16 protein-coding genes are annotated in these 15914 nt (G+C 60.0%); 13 read left to right on the forward strand and 3 right to left on the reverse strand.

From position 1 onward, the window contains the following. The first annotated feature begins 317 nt into the window (after positions 1 to 317). The 7 genes from AAIL67_RS05190 to AAIL67_RS05220 all read left to right on the forward strand — a co-directional run bounded on the left by AAIL67_RS05190 (position 318) and on the right by AAIL67_RS05220 (position 7779). The gene (locus AAIL67_RS05190; RefSeq protein WP_034356539.1) at positions 318 to 1658 is read left to right on the forward strand and encodes a replication-associated recombination protein A; all 1341 of its coding nucleotides are present in this window, start codon (positions 318 to 320) and stop codon (positions 1656 to 1658) included. 350 nt (positions 1659 to 2008) lie between these two features. Continuing rightward, a complete protein-coding gene (locus AAIL67_RS05195) occupies positions 2009 to 2938 on the forward strand; it encodes a branched-chain amino acid ABC transporter permease (RefSeq protein ID WP_343483509.1) in 930 nt (309 codons plus the stop codon). Positions 2939 to 2947: 9 nt separating this feature from the next. Then, complete coding sequence (locus AAIL67_RS05200; RefSeq protein ID WP_003067856.1) at positions 2948 to 4027, forward strand: ABC transporter ATP-binding protein; 1080 nt, start codon at positions 2948 to 2950, stop codon at positions 4025 to 4027. A gap of 30 nt (positions 4028 to 4057) precedes the next feature. Next, positions 4058 to 4840: an ABC transporter ATP-binding protein gene (locus AAIL67_RS05205; RefSeq protein ID WP_003067855.1), complete on the forward strand. Its 783-nt coding sequence runs from the start codon at positions 4058 to 4060 to the stop codon at positions 4838 to 4840. 2 nt (positions 4841 to 4842) lie between these two features. Then, complete coding sequence (locus tag AAIL67_RS05210; RefSeq protein WP_034356547.1) at positions 4843 to 5601, forward strand: ABC transporter ATP-binding protein; 759 nt, start codon at positions 4843 to 4845, stop codon at positions 5599 to 5601. Positions 5602 to 6101: 500 nt separating this feature from the next. Then, the gene (locus AAIL67_RS05215) at positions 6102 to 6749 is read left to right on the forward strand and encodes a DUF47 domain-containing protein (protein ID WP_003067851.1); all 648 of its coding nucleotides are present in this window, start codon (positions 6102 to 6104) and stop codon (positions 6747 to 6749) included. 19 nt (positions 6750 to 6768) lie between these two features. Further along, complete coding sequence (locus tag AAIL67_RS05220; RefSeq protein WP_003067849.1) at positions 6769 to 7779, forward strand: inorganic phosphate transporter; 1011 nt, start codon at positions 6769 to 6771, stop codon at positions 7777 to 7779. 106 nt (positions 7780 to 7885) lie between these two features. Here AAIL67_RS05220 and AAIL67_RS05225 read toward each other — a convergent pair whose 3' ends face one another. Together AAIL67_RS05225 and AAIL67_RS05230 are read right to left on the reverse strand one after the other, a co-directional pair. Next, on the reverse strand, positions 7886 to 9667 hold the full coding sequence (locus tag AAIL67_RS05225) for a bifunctional diguanylate cyclase/phosphodiesterase (RefSeq protein WP_224649918.1): 1782 nt from the start codon (positions 9665 to 9667) through the stop codon (positions 7886 to 7888). 219 nt (positions 9668 to 9886) lie between these two features. Further along, positions 9887 to 10372 carry an NINE protein gene (locus AAIL67_RS05230; RefSeq protein ID WP_224649920.1) on the reverse strand — a complete coding sequence of 162 codons (486 nt, stop codon included), beginning with the start codon at positions 10370 to 10372 and terminating at the stop codon, positions 9887 to 9889. A gap of 282 nt (positions 10373 to 10654) precedes the next feature. On the opposite strand from AAIL67_RS05230, the gene rpsP reads away from it, so the two are divergent. The 6 genes from rpsP (at position 10655) to AAIL67_RS05260 (ending at position 14779) form a co-directional block, all read left to right on the forward strand. Continuing rightward, a complete protein-coding gene (gene rpsP / locus AAIL67_RS05235) occupies positions 10655 to 10909 on the forward strand; it encodes a 30S ribosomal protein S16 (RefSeq protein ID WP_003058210.1) in 255 nt (84 codons plus the stop codon). A 101-nt stretch (positions 10910 to 11010) separates the two neighbouring features. Beyond that, positions 11011 to 11580, forward strand: a complete 570-nt coding sequence (rimM, locus tag AAIL67_RS05240; protein WP_003067842.1) for a ribosome maturation factor RimM — start codon at positions 11011 to 11013, stop codon at positions 11578 to 11580. Positions 11581 to 11633: 53 nt separating this feature from the next. Next, on the forward strand, positions 11634 to 12413 hold the full coding sequence (trmD, locus tag AAIL67_RS05245) for a tRNA (guanosine(37)-N1)-methyltransferase TrmD (RefSeq protein ID WP_034389325.1): 780 nt from the start codon (positions 11634 to 11636) through the stop codon (positions 12411 to 12413). Between the two features lie 139 nt (positions 12414 to 12552). Then, entirely contained in the window at positions 12553 to 12939 is a 387-nt protein-coding gene (gene rplS / locus AAIL67_RS05250; RefSeq protein ID WP_343483510.1) for a 50S ribosomal protein L19, read from the forward strand. Between the two features lie 110 nt (positions 12940 to 13049). After that, positions 13050 to 13748 carry a CoA pyrophosphatase gene (locus tag AAIL67_RS05255; RefSeq protein ID WP_034356559.1) on the forward strand — a complete coding sequence of 233 codons (699 nt, stop codon included), beginning with the start codon at positions 13050 to 13052 and terminating at the stop codon, positions 13746 to 13748. A gap of 47 nt (positions 13749 to 13795) precedes the next feature. Further along, complete coding sequence (locus AAIL67_RS05260) at positions 13796 to 14779, forward strand: CobD/CbiB family protein (protein ID WP_034356562.1); 984 nt, start codon at positions 13796 to 13798, stop codon at positions 14777 to 14779. A gap of 146 nt (positions 14780 to 14925) precedes the next feature. Here the strand turns inward: AAIL67_RS05260 and AAIL67_RS05265 are convergent, their stop codons facing one another. Next, complete coding sequence (locus tag AAIL67_RS05265) at positions 14926 to 15789, reverse strand: transglycosylase SLT domain-containing protein (protein WP_343483511.1); 864 nt, start codon at positions 15787 to 15789, stop codon at positions 14926 to 14928. Positions 15790 to 15914: the final 125 nt, after the last annotated feature.

Below are 15914 nucleotides of genomic sequence, written 5' to 3' on the forward strand. Positions count from 1 at the left end.
TCTGGCTGATGGCGGTAGCCCTATCAGGCACAGGCATTGCGCGGCGCAGATGAGGCGGCCCGCAATGAATCTAAGCGCGCTGCCAAGCCTGGCTGGCCTGGTTTTTGGCAGGCCGGATGGGGGCAGTACCTCCATGGGGCGAGGGGTGGCCTCGTTAATGGAGAGATTGAATCCGTTGAAACGCTATTTTCTCTTATGAAAAATTCTGATAAGGATGCAAGGGTTAAGGTGGATAAGTATTGACTGCCTTCGGTGTGCAAACAGCCCCAACCCATTTGGATGCGCAACTGGCCGGAGAGTTGGATACTTGAGGGGTCATGGTTACGCACAACAACTCCTCATCTTCAGCCATTCCTCATCAGCCCCTGGCCGAGCGCCTGCGGCCGCACACTCTGGCCGAAGTCATCGGCCAGCAACATGTGTTGGGAGAGGGCATGCCGTTGCGCCTGGCCTTCGAGTCGGGTCGCCCGCATAGCTGCATACTCTGGGGCCCGCCGGGGGTGGGCAAGACCACGATTGCGCGCCTGATGGCCGATGCCTTTGATGCGCAGTTCATCTCCATCAGCGCCGTGCTGGGCGGCGTCAAGGACATCCGCGAGGCCGTGGAGCAGGCGCAGGCCGCCCAGAGCGGACTGCTGCAGCAGCGCACCATCGTGTTTGTGGATGAGGTGCACCGCTTCAACAAAAGCCAGCAGGACGCTTTCTTGCCCCATGTGGAAAGCGGGCTGTTCACCTTCATCGGAGCGACCACGGAAAACCCCTCGTTCGAGGTCAACTCGGCCCTGCTTTCGCGGGCGGCGGTCTATGTGCTGCAAAGCCTGACTCCGGACGACTTGAAGCAGATTGTGGCCAAGGCCCAGGCCATCCAGGCGATTCCTGCGATCGAGGACGAAGCGCTGGAGCGCCTGATTGCTTATGCCGACGGCGATGCACGGCGCTTGCTGAACACGCTGGAGACCCTGTCCATCACGGCCGAGCAGGCCGGGGTGCAGAGCATCACCGATGCCTGGCTGCTCAAGGTGCTGGGCGAACGCATGCGCCGCTATGACAAGGGCGGCGAGCAGTTCTACGACACCATCAGCGCCCTGCACAAATCCGTGCGCGGCTCGGACCCCGATGCGGCGCTTTACTGGTTTTGCCGCATGCTGGATGGCGGTGCCGACCCGCGCTATCTGGCGCGCCGCATCGTGCGCATGGCATGGGAAGACATAGGACTTGCCGACCCGCGTGCCATGCAGATGTGCAACGATGCCGCTGCGACTTATGAACGCCTGGGTAGCCCCGAGGGCGAACTGGCCCTGGCTCAGGCAGTGATCTACCTGGCCGTCGCGCCCAAGAGCAATGCCGGCTACATGGCCTACAACAAGGCCAAGGCCTTTGTGAAGGGAGACACTACAAGGCCTGTGCCGCTGCATCTGCGCAATGCACCTACCAAGCTGATGAAGCAGCTGGACTATGGCCGGGACTACCGCTATGCCCACAGCGAGGAGGGCGGCTTTGCGGCGGGCGAGCGCTATCTGCCTGAAGGAATGGAAGATCCGGGCTTCTACCAGCCCGTGGCGCGCGGGCTGGAAATCAAGATCGGCCAGAAACTGGCGGAGCTCAAGGCGCTCAACGACGCTGCTCGTGCGGAAGATGACGAGCCGGCAGGCTTGTAAAGAGCGAGTTGCCCAGGTGTTGCAAGACTGGCACTAGTTGAATGCTGCATTTTTTGCGGTGTTTTCAGGGTTTTTCGCTAGATTGAGTGGCAGCACATGACTAAGTGCCTGTATTTATTGGACTTGCATTGCCGATGAAATTGTTGCGATGCAGCATTTTGAGTCTGCGCACGGGAAACCCCGGCCCTGAGTCCTGAAAACAGCTCCCTAGAATCGATTCACTCTTTTGCGACAAGCGGCCCACAAAGCGGCGGACTGCAGAAGGGGAACCATGGCATCGCTGGCTCCGTCGTTCGGGATGAGAGGCTCGCAGTGTCTCCGTCTTGGATCGAGGGAAGGGGAGCGCGCTTATGGATATCTTGCTGCAGCAGATCATCAATGGTCTGGTGTTAGGCAGCATGTACGCCTTGATAGCCCTGGGCTACACCATGGTGTACGGCATCATTCAGCTGATCAACTTCGCGCATGGCGAGGTGCTGATGGTGGGGGCTTTGACCAGTTGGAGCTGCATCGGCCTGATGCAGGAGGCCATGCCCTATCTGCCGGGCTGGCTCATGCTTTTGATAGCCGCCATCATCGCCTGCGTGGTGGCCGCATCGCTGAACTTCGTGATCGAGAAGGTGGCCTATCGGCCGCTGCGCAACAGCCCGCGTCTGGCGCCGCTGATCACGGCCATCGGTGTCTCCATCCTGCTGCAGAGCCTGGCCATGATCATATGGAAGCCCAATTACAAGGCTTATCCCACACTGCTGTCGTCCACGCCCTATGAAATCGGCACGGCGGTGATCACGCCCACGCAGATTCTGGTGCTGGTGGTCACGGCGATTGCACTTGCCACGCTGATGTATCTGGTCAACTACACCAGGCTGGGGCGCGCCATGCGGGCCACGGCAGAGAATCCGCGTGTGGCGGCGCTGATGGGCGTCAAGCCCGACATGGTGATTTCCGCGACCTTCATCATCGGTGCCGTGCTGGCCGCGATTGCCGGCATCATGTACGCCTCCAACTATGGCACGGCCCATCACACCATGGGCTTTCTGCCGGGTCTCAAGGCCTTCACGGCCGCCGTTTTCGGCGGCATCGGCAATCTGGCCGGTGCCGTGGTGGGAGGTCTGCTGCTGGGGCTGATCGAGTCCATCGGGTCCGGCTATATCGGTGACCTGACGGGGGGCGTGCTGGGCAGCCAGTACACCGACATCTTTGCCTTCATCGTGCTCATCATCATCCTGACGCTGCGCCCTTCGGGCCTGCTGGGTGAGCGTGTGGCGGACCGTGCCTGAGGAGTGCCCATGAAGAACAACAAGACACTCCACTGGATTCTGGGCGGCATAGGCCTGCTGGTGCTGCCGCTGATCCTGCAGTATTTCGGCAACGCCTGGGTGCGCATCGCCGATCTGGCTCTGCTCTACGTGATGCTGGCGCTGGGCCTGAACATCGTGGTCGGCTACGCAGGCCTGCTGGATCTGGGCTACGTGGCCTTCTATGCCGTGGGCGCCTATATGTTTGCGCTCATGGCATCGCCGCATCTGGCCGAGACCTTCGAAGGCTTTGTGGCCATGTTTCCCAACGGACTGCACACCTCGATCTGGTTGGTGATTCCGCTAGGAATGCTGCTGGCCGCCTGTACGGGTGTGCTGCTGGGCCTACCGGTGCTGCGGCTGCGCGGTGATTACCTGGCCATCGTGACACTGGGCTTCGGCGAGATCATCCGCATCTTCCTGAACAACCTGGACCAGCCAGTCAACATCACCAACGGCCCCAAGGGCATTGGCCAGATCGACTCGGTCAAGATCTTCGGCTTCGACCTGGCCAAGCGTCATGAGATCTTCGGCTACGACATCGCTTCCGTCACGCTGTACTACTACCTGTTTCTGGTGCTGGTGCTGGCCACCATCGTGATCTGCTACCGCTTGCAGGATTCGCGCATAGGCCGCGCCTGGATGGCGATTCGCGAGGATGAAATCGCCGCCAAGGCCATGGGTATCAATGTGCGCAATATGAAGCTGCTGGCCTTCGGCATGGGCGCTTCGTTCGGCGGTGTGGCAGGTTCCATGTTCGGTGCCTTCCAGGGCTTTGTATCGCCCGAGTCCTTCAGCCTCATGGAGTCCGTGATGATTGTGGCCATGGTCGTGCTCGGCGGCCTGGGCCATATTCCCGGCGTGATTCTGGGGGCCGTGCTGCTCTCGGCCCTGCCCGAGGTGCTGCGCTATGTGGCCGGGCCGCTGCAGCAGATGACCGATGGACGCCTCGACGCGTCCATCCTGCGTCAGTTGCTGATTGCCCTGGCCATGATCGTCATCATGCTGATGCGTCCGCGCGGCCTCTGGCCCACGCCCGAGCATGCCAAAAGCCTGGACCGTCAGTCCTGATGACTGCACAGACAAGGAATGTGAACTGATATGGCAGAGAGCACGACTTCAGCGGTCCTTCATGTCTCGGACATCTCCAAGCGCTTTGGCGGTTTGCAGGCACTGTCCGGTGTGAGCATGAAGATTGATAGAGGCCAGGTCTATGGCCTGATCGGCCCCAATGGCGCAGGCAAGACCACATTTTTCAACGTGATCACCGGCCTCTATACGCCCGACACCGGCAAATTCGAGCTGGCCGGAAAGCCCTATGAGCCGACGGCGGTGCACAAGGTGGCCAGGGCCGGCATTGCACGGACTTTCCAGAACATCCGGCTGTTTGCCGAGATGACGGCACTGGAGAACGTCATGGTCGGGCGTCATGTGCGCACGCATTCCGGTCTGCTTGGTGCGGTGTTTCGCACCAAGGGCTTCAAGGCCGAGGAGGCCGCAATTCGCGCCCGCTCCCGTGAGCTGCTCGACTATGTCGGTATCGGCAAATATGCGGACTTCAAGGCGCGCACCTTGTCCTATGGCGACCAGCGCCGCCTGGAGATTGCCCGTGCATTGGCGACGGACCCGCAGCTGATTGCGCTGGATGAGCCGGCCGCCGGCATGAACGCGACCGAGAAGCTGCAGCTGCGTGAGCTGATCGACCGCATTCGCAACGACCACCGCACCATCCTGCTCATCGAGCATGATGTGAAGCTGGTCATGGGCCTGTGCGACCGCGTGACGGTGCTGGACTATGGCAAGCCGATTGCCGAAGGCACGCCGGCCGAAGTGCAGAAGAATGAAAAAGTGATTGAAGCCTATCTGGGCACGGGAGGCCATTGAAGATGCAGGATCAAGTGCTGGAACAGGCGCAGGCCTCCAAATCCACAGCCCCGGTATTGCTGCAGGTGAAGGGCCTGAAGGTGGGCTATGGCGGTATTCAGGCTGTCAAGGGCGTGGATTTTCAGGTGCATCAGGGTGAACTGGTGTCGCTGATCGGCTCCAACGGTGCGGGCAAAACCACGACCATGAAGGCTGTCACGCGGGGTCTGCCGATTGCCGATGGCGAAATTCTCTATCTGGGCCAAAGCATCAAGGGCAAGGGTGCCTGGGATCTGGTGGCCGAAGGCCTGGTCATGGTGCCCGAGGGGCGCGGTGTGTTCGCACGCATGACGATTACCGAAAACCTGCTCATGGGGGCCTACACGCGCAAGGACAAGGCTGGCATACAGACGGATATCGAGCGCATGTTCGGCATCTTTCCGCGCCTGAAGGAGCGCAAGGATCAGCTGGCAGGCACCATGTCCGGGGGCGAGCAGCAGATGCTGGCCATGGCCCGCGCGCTCATGAGTCAGCCCAAGGTGCTGCTGCTGGATGAGCCGTCCATGGGTTTGTCGCCCATCATGGTGGACAAGATCTTCGAGGTGGTCAGCGATGTCTATGCGCTGGGCGTGACCATGGTGCTGGTGGAGCAGAACGCCAGTCGCGCGCTGGCGCTGGCCGATCGAGGCTATGTCATGGAGTCCGGCATCATCACCATGACGGGGCCGGGCCAGACCTTGCTGAGCGATCCGCGCGTGCGTGCGGCTTACCTGGGAGAGTAAGCCCCGACGAGACTGCCGGCGCTTTCGATCGCCGTGCGCTATCTCGCCGTGACGCTCTGCTGCAGTCAAGGGTGAACCCTAATTCCCTTTAAATTCAAGAAAATGACAAAAAAATGACGTTTTTCATGGCTCTTTGATTGTTTTATTTATTTCTTTTTAGTTCCTTTTAATTCTTTTTTGTCATTGACTAGAATTTGCTTATTACAAAAAGAAGTATTTGGAACGTTTTCGCGTGGCTCAGTGACATGCTCAAGGAGTCGGCGCGTTGGGTGGGCGGATTGCTGCTCTCCGGTGTTGTCTGGAGGAATCACTGGCTTTGTGACAGCGCCTAGCATGGCGAAGAGCTTGTATTTTATTTTTCGTGGTGCCCGAAGGGGTGTCTTGAAGACGCGCTGAAACGCACAATGACTCAAGAGTAAACTCCGCCCCGTTTAAGCCGGGAACCATGCACTTTTTTTGCAGTGAGTCGCCTGGTTTCTTTTCCCCGGTAAGGAGCATTCATGCTGTTTGGCAAGCTATTGCCGCGCGAAGGCAATTTTTTCGAGATGTTCAATCAACATGCGGACCGCATCGTTGAAGCAGCTCATGCCTTCTCGCAACTCGTTGCAAATTACAACGATCCCCATCTGCGCGAAAAATACAACGCCGATGTGGACAACGCCGAGCGCGCAGCCGACCGTGTGACCCATGATGTCACCAAGCTGCTGCACAAGACCTTCATCACGCCCCTGGATCGCGAGCATATCCACTCGCTGATCAACACCATGGACGACGTGGCCGACCTGATTCAGGACTCGGCCGAGACCATGGCCCTGTATGACGTGCGTCACATGACAGACGAAATCACACGTCTGACCGATCTGTGCGTGCGTTGCTGTGAGCGTCTGCGTGATGCCGTCAAGCTGCTGGACCGTCTCTCGGATCCCACGATTGTGGACGCCGCGAGCAAGACCTGCGACGAGATCGACCGCCTGGAAGGCGATGCCGACCGCGTGATGCGCGCGGCCATGAGCAAGCTGTTCCGTGAAGAGCCCGATGTGCGTGAGGTGATCAAGCTCAAGGCCATCTATGAGCTGCTGGAAACCATCACGGACCGCTGCGAAGACGTGGCGAACCTGATCGAGGGCATCGTCCTCGAGAATTCCTGATTCTCGCTGGAGCCCGATCATGGAGCCGGTACAGGCAGCCCTCTGGGTTGTGATTTTGCTGGTGGTGCTCGCCTTGCTGTTCGATTTCATGAACGGCTTTCACGACGCTGCCAATTCGATTGCCACCGTGGTTTCCACGGGGGTTCTCAAGCCTACTCAGGCCGTGGCATTTGCCGCGTTCTTCAACGTTGTCGCGGTTTTTGTCTTCCACCTCAGTGTGGCGGCAACCGTGGGCAAGGGTATTGTTCAGCCGGGCATTGTTGACACTCATGTCGTGTTCGGCGCTCTGGTGGGTGCCATCACCTGGAACGTCATCACCTGGATCTACGGCATTCCCAGCAGCTCCTCGCATGCCCTGATTGGCGGTATCGTGGGTGCGGTGATTGCCAAGGCCGGTGCAGGTGCGCTGATCGCCAGCGGCATCTGGAAGACGGTGGCCTTCATCTTCGTCTCTCCCGTGCTGGGCTTTCTGCTGGGCTCGCTGATGATGGTTCTGGTGGCCTGGATTTTCCGTCGTGCCAGTCCCAATCGCGTGGACAAGTGGTTCCGCCGTCTGCAATTGGTTTCTGCCGGTGCCTACAGCCTGGGTCACGGCGGCAACGATGCGCAAAAGACCATCGGTATCATCTGGTTGCTGCTGATTGCCACGGGATATGCCAATGCCGGTGATGCCGAGCCTCCCATGTGGACCATCGTCAGCTGCTACCTGGCCATCGGCCTGGGTACCATGTTTGGTGGCTGGCGCATCGTCAAGACCATGGGCCAGAAGATCACCAAGCTCAAACCTGTCGGTGGCTTCTGCGCCGAATCCGGTGGTGCTCTGACTCTGTTCTTTGCCACCTTCCTGGGCGTTCCGGTCTCGACCACGCACACCATTACCGGTGCCATCGTGGGCGTGGGTTCCACGCAGCGCGCGAGTGCCGTGCGCTGGGGCGTTGCAGGCAATATCGTCTGGGCATGGATTCTGACGATTCCGGCCAGCGCCTTTGTGGCATCCATTGCCTACTGGGTCAGCCTGCAACTGTATTGAGTTTGTGCACTCCTTGATTGATAGCTGTAACTGCTTGTCGATCAAGGGCTTAATGGAAAAAAGGCTTCGCGTTGCGAAGCCTTTTTTCATGGCTGAAACATGGAGGTCAAGCTGCAGCCTCCTGCAGACCGAGCATGGCCTGCCGCTGCATCAGGGATTTGAGCTGGCTGACCGGAGCTGGGGGGCTGAGCAGATAGCCCATGAAATGCTCGCAGCCATGCTGCGCCAGCAGGGCACGCTGCTCCAGGGTCTCCACCCCTGCGCCGACGATCGTCATCTGATGGCGGGCAGCCAGCGCGATGGCTGCCTGTACGGCGGCCTCGGCGGCATTGTTGGGGCCCAGGCGCTGCACCAGGGAATGCGAGAGCTTGAGCTGGTTCAGGGGGAGCTGCTGCAGCGCTTCCTGCATATTGGAGCTGCCACCAAAATTGTCGAGTGACAGCCGCACACCCATGGCGCCGATGCGCTTGAGGCTGCTCGCGCTATCCGCATCCAGAGGACTCAGGGTCTGGGCGGAAAGTTCCAACAGCAGCAATGCAGGATCGGCCCCTGTCTGGCTGAGAATGCTCTGCACTTGCTCGGCCAGGTCCGCTTGCCGAAGCTGTTTGGCGCTGATGTTGACGCAGATGGGCAGCCTGTCCAGTTGCGGCTCGGCTTTCCATCTGGCCAATTGTTCACAGGCGGCTTGAATGCTCCAGCGGCCAAGCGCAACGATGATGTCGGTCTCTTCTGCCACGGACAGGAAGATGCTCGGGGGTACCAGACCTCGCCTGGGATGACGCCAGCGCAGCAGGGCCTCCAAGCCGTTGACTTCGCCGCTGGCGGAATACTGGGCCTGGTAATGCAGCTCGAACTGGCCGAGGCGCAGGGCTTCCCGCAGATCATGCTCCATGCGGCTGCGGTCGTTGGCCGGAACCTGCTGCTCGGGGCTGAAGAAGTGCAGGCCGCGAGCCTCTTCATCGCGCAGACGGTACATGGCGACCTCTGCCTGCTGCAGCAACTCGGTGGCGGAGCGGGAGTGCGGGCCGAACAGGGTGGCGCCTATATTGGCCTCCAGCATCACGCTTTTGTGGCCGAGCTGGTAGCTGCCGTTCAGGCTTTCCTGCAGACGCTCTCCAAGACGTTCCACCAGCACCGTGGTCATTTCGATATCCGGGGACAGATCCGAGACCATGATGACGAAGTGCGCGGCATCCAGTCTGGCCACGGTATCGCAGGAGCGTACGCAGCCGAGCAGGCGCTGTGCGATGTGCGGAGCCAGGCAGGACTGGCTGTCTCCCGTGCTGGCGGCCGGGCCCGCCACCGGCTCCATGTCTATGGTCAGCAATGCGCCGCGCCAGCCCGTGCGCTCGGACTGGATCATGGCTTGGGACAGCCTGTCCAGCAGCAGGCGCCGGTTGGGCAGATTGGTCAGCACATCGAAGAAGGAAAGGCTTTCTGCCTCGTTGCCATGAGGCAGCAGTTCCTTGCAGGCGAGCACGGTGTAATTGGCCGATAGGGCGTGAGCCGACAGATTGAGCTTGCGTCCATTGGGCAGCTGAAACTGGGCATTGGCTTGCTGGCGCGCAATCAGGGCTTGATGACTTTCGGCGATATGGTTCAGGGCTGGTGCAGCGTTGGCCGGGGCTGCTGTTGCGGCAGCTTGCAGAGCGGCTTGCAGAGGTATGCCTACTTTGAGGGTGGAAGCCAGCCAGGGGAATATCTGCAGATAACCATCATTCCAGCGTTGTGCCCGGTTCTGAGCATCCAGCAACACATAGCCGCTGCTGGTTTGCTCAAGAATGCGGAAAAGCTGTTCTCCGTACACGCCCACCAGGCTGGTGGCAGCTGGAAAGGCATTTTGCCCATGCACTTCGGATCTGGCAGACTTTTCGTTGGTTGCAGACATAAGACCTCTTCGGACTGGTGCAGCAAAGCCGTTGTAGTGCGAAAACTGCTTGGATGCAGTCTTTGCAAGAAGTTCGTCAGTTGGGCATTGTGAGTTCTGTGGAATCGGCAGGCGCTGCTTTGCGCCCAGTAGGTGAAAAATTAGACTTTTGCTTACAAAAGCGGCGAGGCCGAAGCCGCTTCGGAGTGGGTGAGAGCTCCCTGGTTCGGAGAGCTGCAGCTACTGTGAAATCTTGCGCGCCTCTTCGACCTGATATTCAAAGTAGTGTTGGAAGCTGTAGGCGATGCTGGCCATCAGCACGGTGGCACCCAGCATCAGGGACAGGCTTACGGCAAAAATCGTGGTCCATTGGGTGCGCCCTGCAGGCGCGTCGGCATCCATCCATGGATTGAAGAGCCGGTTCCAGTTTCCTTGCTCCATCAGGCCGTAAAGGATGGCGCGCAGGGCGCAGCCTGCTATCGTGAAGCCGAGCAGGGGGATCAGCAGCCAGCTCAGCCTGTCGTCCTGCCCCAACTGCTGCACGCGCTCGATGCCGTAGATGCCAAGTGCAGTGGGAATGGGCAGCAGCCAGCCCAGCCAGTCCCCAAGGCCGTGCAGGTAGAAGCGATGCAGCCCCAGCGGTCCGCCGATCAAGGCCAGCCAGGAGGCAATCGTCTTGTTTTTGGGGCGAGGGGCCGGGGTGGTGGCGGGAACAAATTGGTTCATGGTCTGGTGCGCGGGCAGAAAACGAAAGAACCCGTCCATTATTCCCTTCGCGTCAATTATGGGGCTCAGGGCAATTGCGCTTCATTTTCAGGAAGTCCTCTGTGCCGACCATGCTCATTTGCCGCTGCTATAGGCAGATTTGACAGAACTCGATATAATTTCCGGTTTTACGGCGTGTCGCTGGCCGGGTGGTCATGTCGCGTGTCTCAAACGCTGTAAGAAAACCTGCGCAGCTGGTCAAATTTTTGATGGCACTGGCTGTAACCACCCGAAGGAAACATCATGGTTGTTATTCGTCTCTCCCGCGGCGGCTCTAAGGCTCGTCCTTTCTACAACATCGTTGCAGCTGACAAGCGCGTGCGTCGCGACGGTGCTTTCATCGAACGTCTGGGTTTCTACAACCCTAGCGCTCGTGGCGCCGAAGAAGGCCTGCGTCTGGCTCTGGACCGCGTGAACTACTGGAAGAGCGTTGGTGCTCAAACTTCCGATACGGCTGAACGCCTGATCAAGGAAGCTGCAAAGAAGGTTGCTGCCTAATTTAGGCGGTCGCTCTCTAGGCACCTTTACCAAAGCGGGTTCCGTTGGCTTGCCTGACGGGACCCGTTTTTTATTGAAATTCTGCATTTTCTGCTGATCCCATGAGCCACATGCCTGTTCTTCAAGCCACGAGCTTGCCTGCTGATGCCATTGAAGTCGGTCGCATTGCCGATGCCTGGGGAATCAAGGGCTGGTTCAAGGTGCATGCCTTCAGCAGCGCCCCAGAGGCCCTGTTTGCCGCCAAGGACTGGTTTTTGCAGCCTGCCGAGAAAGGTGCCAAGCATTTCACGGGTACCGTGGTGCTGCCCGTCAAGCAGGCCCGCTTCCATGCCGACACCATCGTGGCAACCTCGCTTGAAGTCGCCGACCGCAACGCCGCCGAGGCTCTGCGCGGTGCCCGCGTCTTTGTGGCGCGCGAGCATTTCCCCAAGACCGAGGATGGTGAGTTCTACTGGGTGGATCTGATGGGGCTGAACGTGGTCAACCGCGAAGGTGTGACCCTGGGGGTGGTCAAGGACTTGATGGCCACCGGCCCGCAGACCGTTCTGGTGCTGGGCTATGAACAGGACGGCAAGGAGCAGGAGCGTCTGATACCCTTTGTCGATGCCTATGTGGATTCGGTGGATCTGGCCGGCAAGAAGATCGTGGCCGACTGGCAGCCCGATTATTGAACTGGAATGCTTTTTTTGCTATTTGGTTTGTAGCTTAAATCGCTTTTATATCAATGCGTTTCGACATTATTACGCTGTTTCCTGAGCTGTTCGCTCCATTTCTTGAGAGCGGGGTGACGCGCCGTGCCTACAGCTCGGGCCAGGTGGCAGTGCATCTGTGGAATCCGCGTGACTGGGCCGAAGGCAATTACCGCCGTGTGGATGATCGTCCATTTGGCGGAGGCCCCGGCATGGTGATGATGGCCGAGCCGCTGCAGCGCTGCCTCGAAGCGATTCGCTCGGCACGCGCCGAAGTCGATGCACAGGAACAGGCGGAGCCTGCTCCTGTGGTGTTGTTCTCACCCATAGGTACGACCCTCAAGCATGCCGTGGTGGCCGATTGGGCCGAAAGCCGGGGGGCGGTGCTGCTCTGCGGCCGTTATGAGGGCATTGACCAGCGTTTCATTGATAGAAACGTCACTCATCAACTGAGTCTGGGTGACTTTGTCCTTTCGGGCGGCGAGCTGGCAGCCATGGTGCTGCTGGACTCTTTGGCGCGTCTGCAGCCCGGTGTGCTTAACGATGAGGGCAGCTTTCAGCAGGACAGCTTCAATCCTGCGCTTGACGGTTTGCTGGACTGCCCCCACTACACTCGCCCAGAAGTCTGGAATGACCAGGAGGTGCCAGCCGCGCTGCTCTCCGGCCATCACTCCAATATCGAGCGCTGGCGTCGCGATCAGCGCTTGCGCATTACGGCCGAGCACAGGCCCGAGTTGATAGAGCAGGCCCGCGAACAGGGGCTGCTCAATGCCAAGGATGAGGGTTTTTTGGCAAAAACAGCGTCCAAGCTATAATTGCAGGTTCTTTGATCCTCTATCCGGCCGCTGCAAGGAAATAGCGGGACAGCTTTCGGGCTGTTCTTGTAATGCAGCAATAGCGCCAATCCCGGCGCTTGCCAATTCTGGCGCGGACAAGATCAAGGTGGACTAAATCATGAATCTGATCCAGACCCTCGAGCAAGAAGAAATCGCTCGCCTGAACAAGACCATCCCCGAATTCGCCCCCGGTGACACCGTCATCGTGAGCGTGAACGTGGTGGAAGGTAACCGTAAGCGCGTGCAGGCTTACGAAGGCGTGGTGATTGCCAAGCGTAATCGCGGCCTGAACAGCGGCTTCACAGTGCGCAAGATCTCCAGCGGTGAAGGCGTGGAACGTACGTTCCAGACCTACTCTCCTCTGATCGCCAAGATCGAAGTCAAGCGTCGCGGTGATGTGCGCCGTGCCAAGCTGTACTACCTGCGTGAGCGTAGCGGCAAGTCTGCTCGTATCAAGGAAAAGCTGCCCCAGCGTGTTAACAAGACTGCTGTTGCAGCCGAGTAATACACGCATCGGAAGTGATTCCGTAAAAGCCGCTACAGTTCGCTGTGGCGGCTTTTTTTATGTCTGCCTTGGTTCGTGATTCTTGCTTTGGGGTTTGGCCGAACACATACATGCCTGCATCTGATAATTCTTCGCTCCCCGTGGTGGGCATTGTTGATCCGCGCAAGGCTCGCCTTCTGGGCATTGATAGCCAGTTGCCGGCTGTGCCGCTGGCTGCTCAGACGCCGCAGGCTCTGCGCACGCGCTTTGCCCAGCCACCGCAGTGGCTGCCCGAGGCCATGCAGGAAAAGCGCATCACGGCCAGGCAGCCTTCCGATGCGGCCGTGCTCGTGCCCATCGTCATGCGTGAGCAGCCCACCGTGTTGCTGACCGTGCGCTCGGCCAGGCTGTCCACACACTCGGGTCAGGTGGCTTTTCCGGGCGGTAAGCGTGACCCGCAGGATGTTTCGGCCGAGGCCACGGCATTGCGCGAGGCGCATGAGGAAGTGGGACTGGCTCCGAAGAATGTCGAGGTGCTGGGTCGCTTGCCCATTTACGTGACGGGGACGGCGTTTCACATCACCCCTGTGGTGGCGCTGGTCCATCCGCAGGCCAGTTATTTCCCCAATCCGGGAGAGGTGGCCGATCTGTTTGAGGTTCCCCTGTCCTATCTGCTCAATCCCGCGCATCATGAACGTCATGCCATGCTGTGGCAGGGGGTGGATCGCGAATGGTTTGCCATGCCTTATCAGGATGGTGAGCAGCAGCGCTATATCTGGGGCGCGACAGCGGGCATGTTGCGCAATCTTTACCGTTTTTTGGCGGCTTGAGACAGCAGTTGTAACAAGTCGACAAACAGCGCAGCTATGATGAAGCAATGAGCTTTTTTGCCATCCTGATCGCACTGCTGCTGGAACAGGCGCGCCCGCTGGCCCGATCCAATCTGGTACAGGCCGGTTATCGCGCCTGGACCGTGACCGTGCGCAGCAACTTTGATGCGGGCAAGCCCCTCCATGGCTGGCTTGCCTGGGCGATGGCCGTGCTGCTGCCCAGCGTTATCGTGTTGGGCATATTCTGGGCGCTGATGGAGTTCATAGGCTGGCCTGCAGCCATGCTGTGGAATGTCGCGGTGCTCTATGTCACGCTGGGTTTTCGCCAGTTCAGCCACCACTTTACGCGGATTCGCGATGCGCTCGATGCCGGTGATGAATTTGCCGCTCGTCAGGCCCTGGCCGACTGGCAGCAGGTCGATGCCAGCGAGGTGCCACGCAGCGAAGTAGTGCGCCATGTCATCGAGTACTCGGTGCTGGCAGCACACCGTCATGTGTTTGGCGTGCTGTTCTGGTTTTCGATTCTCTCGGCTCTGGGGCTGGGACCGCTGGGTGCCATTCTCTACCGCATGGCTGAATATCTGTCGCGTGCCTGGTCGCGCAAGGGGGCGGAAGGTCTTCGGGCACCGACCAGCGAGCGTTTGCAGTCTGCCGCAGCCAAGGCCTGGTATGTGATCGATTGGCTGCCGGCGCGGCTGACGGCGCTGTCCTTTGCCATGGTGGGCAGCTTTGAGGAGGCCATAGACAACTGGCGCGTCTATGCCCAGCGCTTTCCCAATGACAACGATGGCGTGATTCTGGCTGCCACTGCGGGTGCCATCAATGTACGCCTGGGGGGGGAGGCCTTGCGCCGCCGCGATGCGGCTGACGGCGAAGAGGGCGACGATGCGCAGTGGACGGGCAGCGATGTCACTCCGGGGCGAGAGCCGGAAATGGCTCATTTGCGCAGTGTGGTGGGGCTGGTCTGGCGATCGGTCGTGGTCTGGCTGCTGCTGCTGGCCTTGCTGACCTTTGCTCGTCTGCTCGGGTGAGCACCCGGACATCGCCTTCCGTGTGGCAGCAGCTTGGTGCATGAGCGCTCAAGCCGCAGCGGGTCATAGAAGTCCTGTGTTGCGCAGTGCCACATACCAAGGTGGCTCAGGTGCGACGGGCATGCCGGGCACTGTTCAAGGTTCCATCAGCGAGCCGGGCGCTCGTGGTGCTTGGCGCGATAGAAGCTGAGTATGCGTCGCACATATTCACGCGTCTCCGCATAAGGAGGCACACCGCCATACTGTTGCACGGTTCTCTCGCCCGCGTTGTAGGCTGCCGATACCAGTGCCACATCGCCCTCGAAGCGCTCCAGCAGCCAGCGCAGGTAGGCCAGGCCGCCACGCACGTTCTGCTCGGGATTCCAGGCATCGCGCACGCCAAAACGCTCGGCCGTCTCGGGAATGAGCTGCATGAGGCCCTGAGCATTGCGCGGCGACAGCGCCTGCGCCTCGAAATTCGACTCCGAACGCACAATGGCCAGTGCCAGCCGCGGATCAATCGAGAAGCGTGGCGCGAGGCGCTGCACCAGTTCGGCCATGCGTCGCTTCTCCCTGGGCAGACTGCTCACATAGCTGGCTACCACCTCGTGGGGGACGGCCTCCTGGCTGGCCTCCAGAAACTCCTGTGCGGGCGCATCGCCCTGGGTCAGGCAGTCGGGCAGCCGGTCGCCGGGGAGCTTGCCGGCCAGCAGCAAGCGGGCTTTCTCATGGCCGCGCTGGGCGGCCAGGGCCAGCAGCGTCGTGCCCGTGGCAGGGTCGGGAGTCAAGCCTCGCCCCAGCAACAGCAGCCGGCCCAGCCGGTATTGGGCTTCGAGGCTGCCATAGCGTGCTGCCGCGCAATAGCGCTGCGCTGCGCGCCATGGCTGCCGGCTCAGCTCGGCCTTGTAGCCTTCTTCGATCCAGCGAGACAGCGTGGGTGGCTCGTCCTCCCAGCTGGGGGCGGAGTCCGTGTCCTGGGCCCAGGCCAGGCTCATGCCTGCATATAGCGCGACGGCGAGGGCGGCTTGCAAACAGGGCTGTAAAACTCTGGGCTTCATGACGTGAACACCGGGTTGTGGCCGGCAGCCAATCCCGGAGGCGGAGCACTCGTGCCGGCGCTCATCGGGCTCGGAATGGCTGCGTGGCAAACGCTGAA

This window comes from Comamonas sp. A7-5 (genome assembly GCF_039581385.1).
Taxonomy (GTDB): Bacteria; Pseudomonadota; Gammaproteobacteria; order Burkholderiales; family Burkholderiaceae_C; genus Comamonas; species Comamonas thiooxydans.

What these genes read in the sequence shown, in the direction of transcription:
- AAIL67_RS05260 (WP_034356562.1), top strand. Translation starts at nt 13,796, where the DNA reads ATGAGCTTTTTTGCCATCCTGATCGCACTGCTGCTGGAACAGGCGCGC.
- AAIL67_RS05205 (WP_003067855.1), top strand. Translation starts at nt 4,058, where the DNA reads ATGGCAGAGAGCACGACTTCAGCGGTCCTTCATGTCTCGGACATCTCC.
- rpsP (WP_003058210.1), top strand. Translation starts at nt 10,655, where the DNA reads ATGGTTGTTATTCGTCTCTCCCGCGGCGGCTCTAAGGCTCGTCCTTTC.
- AAIL67_RS05220 (WP_003067849.1), top strand. Translation starts at nt 6,769, where the DNA reads ATGGAGCCGGTACAGGCAGCCCTCTGGGTTGTGATTTTGCTGGTGGTG.
- rplS (WP_343483510.1), top strand. Translation starts at nt 12,553, where the DNA reads ATGAATCTGATCCAGACCCTCGAGCAAGAAGAAATCGCTCGCCTGAAC.
- AAIL67_RS05210 (WP_034356547.1), top strand. Translation starts at nt 4,843, where the DNA reads ATGCAGGATCAAGTGCTGGAACAGGCGCAGGCCTCCAAATCCACAGCC.
- AAIL67_RS05255 (WP_034356559.1), top strand. Translation starts at nt 13,050, where the DNA reads ATGCCTGCATCTGATAATTCTTCGCTCCCCGTGGTGGGCATTGTTGAT.
- AAIL67_RS05195 (WP_343483509.1), top strand. Translation starts at nt 2,009, where the DNA reads ATGGATATCTTGCTGCAGCAGATCATCAATGGTCTGGTGTTAGGCAGC.
- AAIL67_RS05215 (WP_003067851.1), top strand. Translation starts at nt 6,102, where the DNA reads ATGCTGTTTGGCAAGCTATTGCCGCGCGAAGGCAATTTTTTCGAGATG.
- AAIL67_RS05230 (WP_224649920.1), bottom strand. Translation starts at nt 10,372, where the DNA reads ATGAACCAATTTGTTCCCGCCACCACCCCGGCCCCTCGCCCCAAAAAC.
- rimM (WP_003067842.1), top strand. Translation starts at nt 11,011, where the DNA reads ATGAGCCACATGCCTGTTCTTCAAGCCACGAGCTTGCCTGCTGATGCC.
- trmD (WP_034389325.1), top strand. Translation starts at nt 11,634, where the DNA reads ATGCGTTTCGACATTATTACGCTGTTTCCTGAGCTGTTCGCTCCATTT.
- AAIL67_RS05200 (WP_003067856.1), top strand. Translation starts at nt 2,948, where the DNA reads ATGAAGAACAACAAGACACTCCACTGGATTCTGGGCGGCATAGGCCTG.
- AAIL67_RS05225 (WP_224649918.1), bottom strand. Translation starts at nt 9,667, where the DNA reads ATGTCTGCAACCAACGAAAAGTCTGCCAGATCCGAAGTGCATGGGCAA.
- AAIL67_RS05190 (WP_034356539.1), top strand. Translation starts at nt 318, where the DNA reads ATGGTTACGCACAACAACTCCTCATCTTCAGCCATTCCTCATCAGCCC.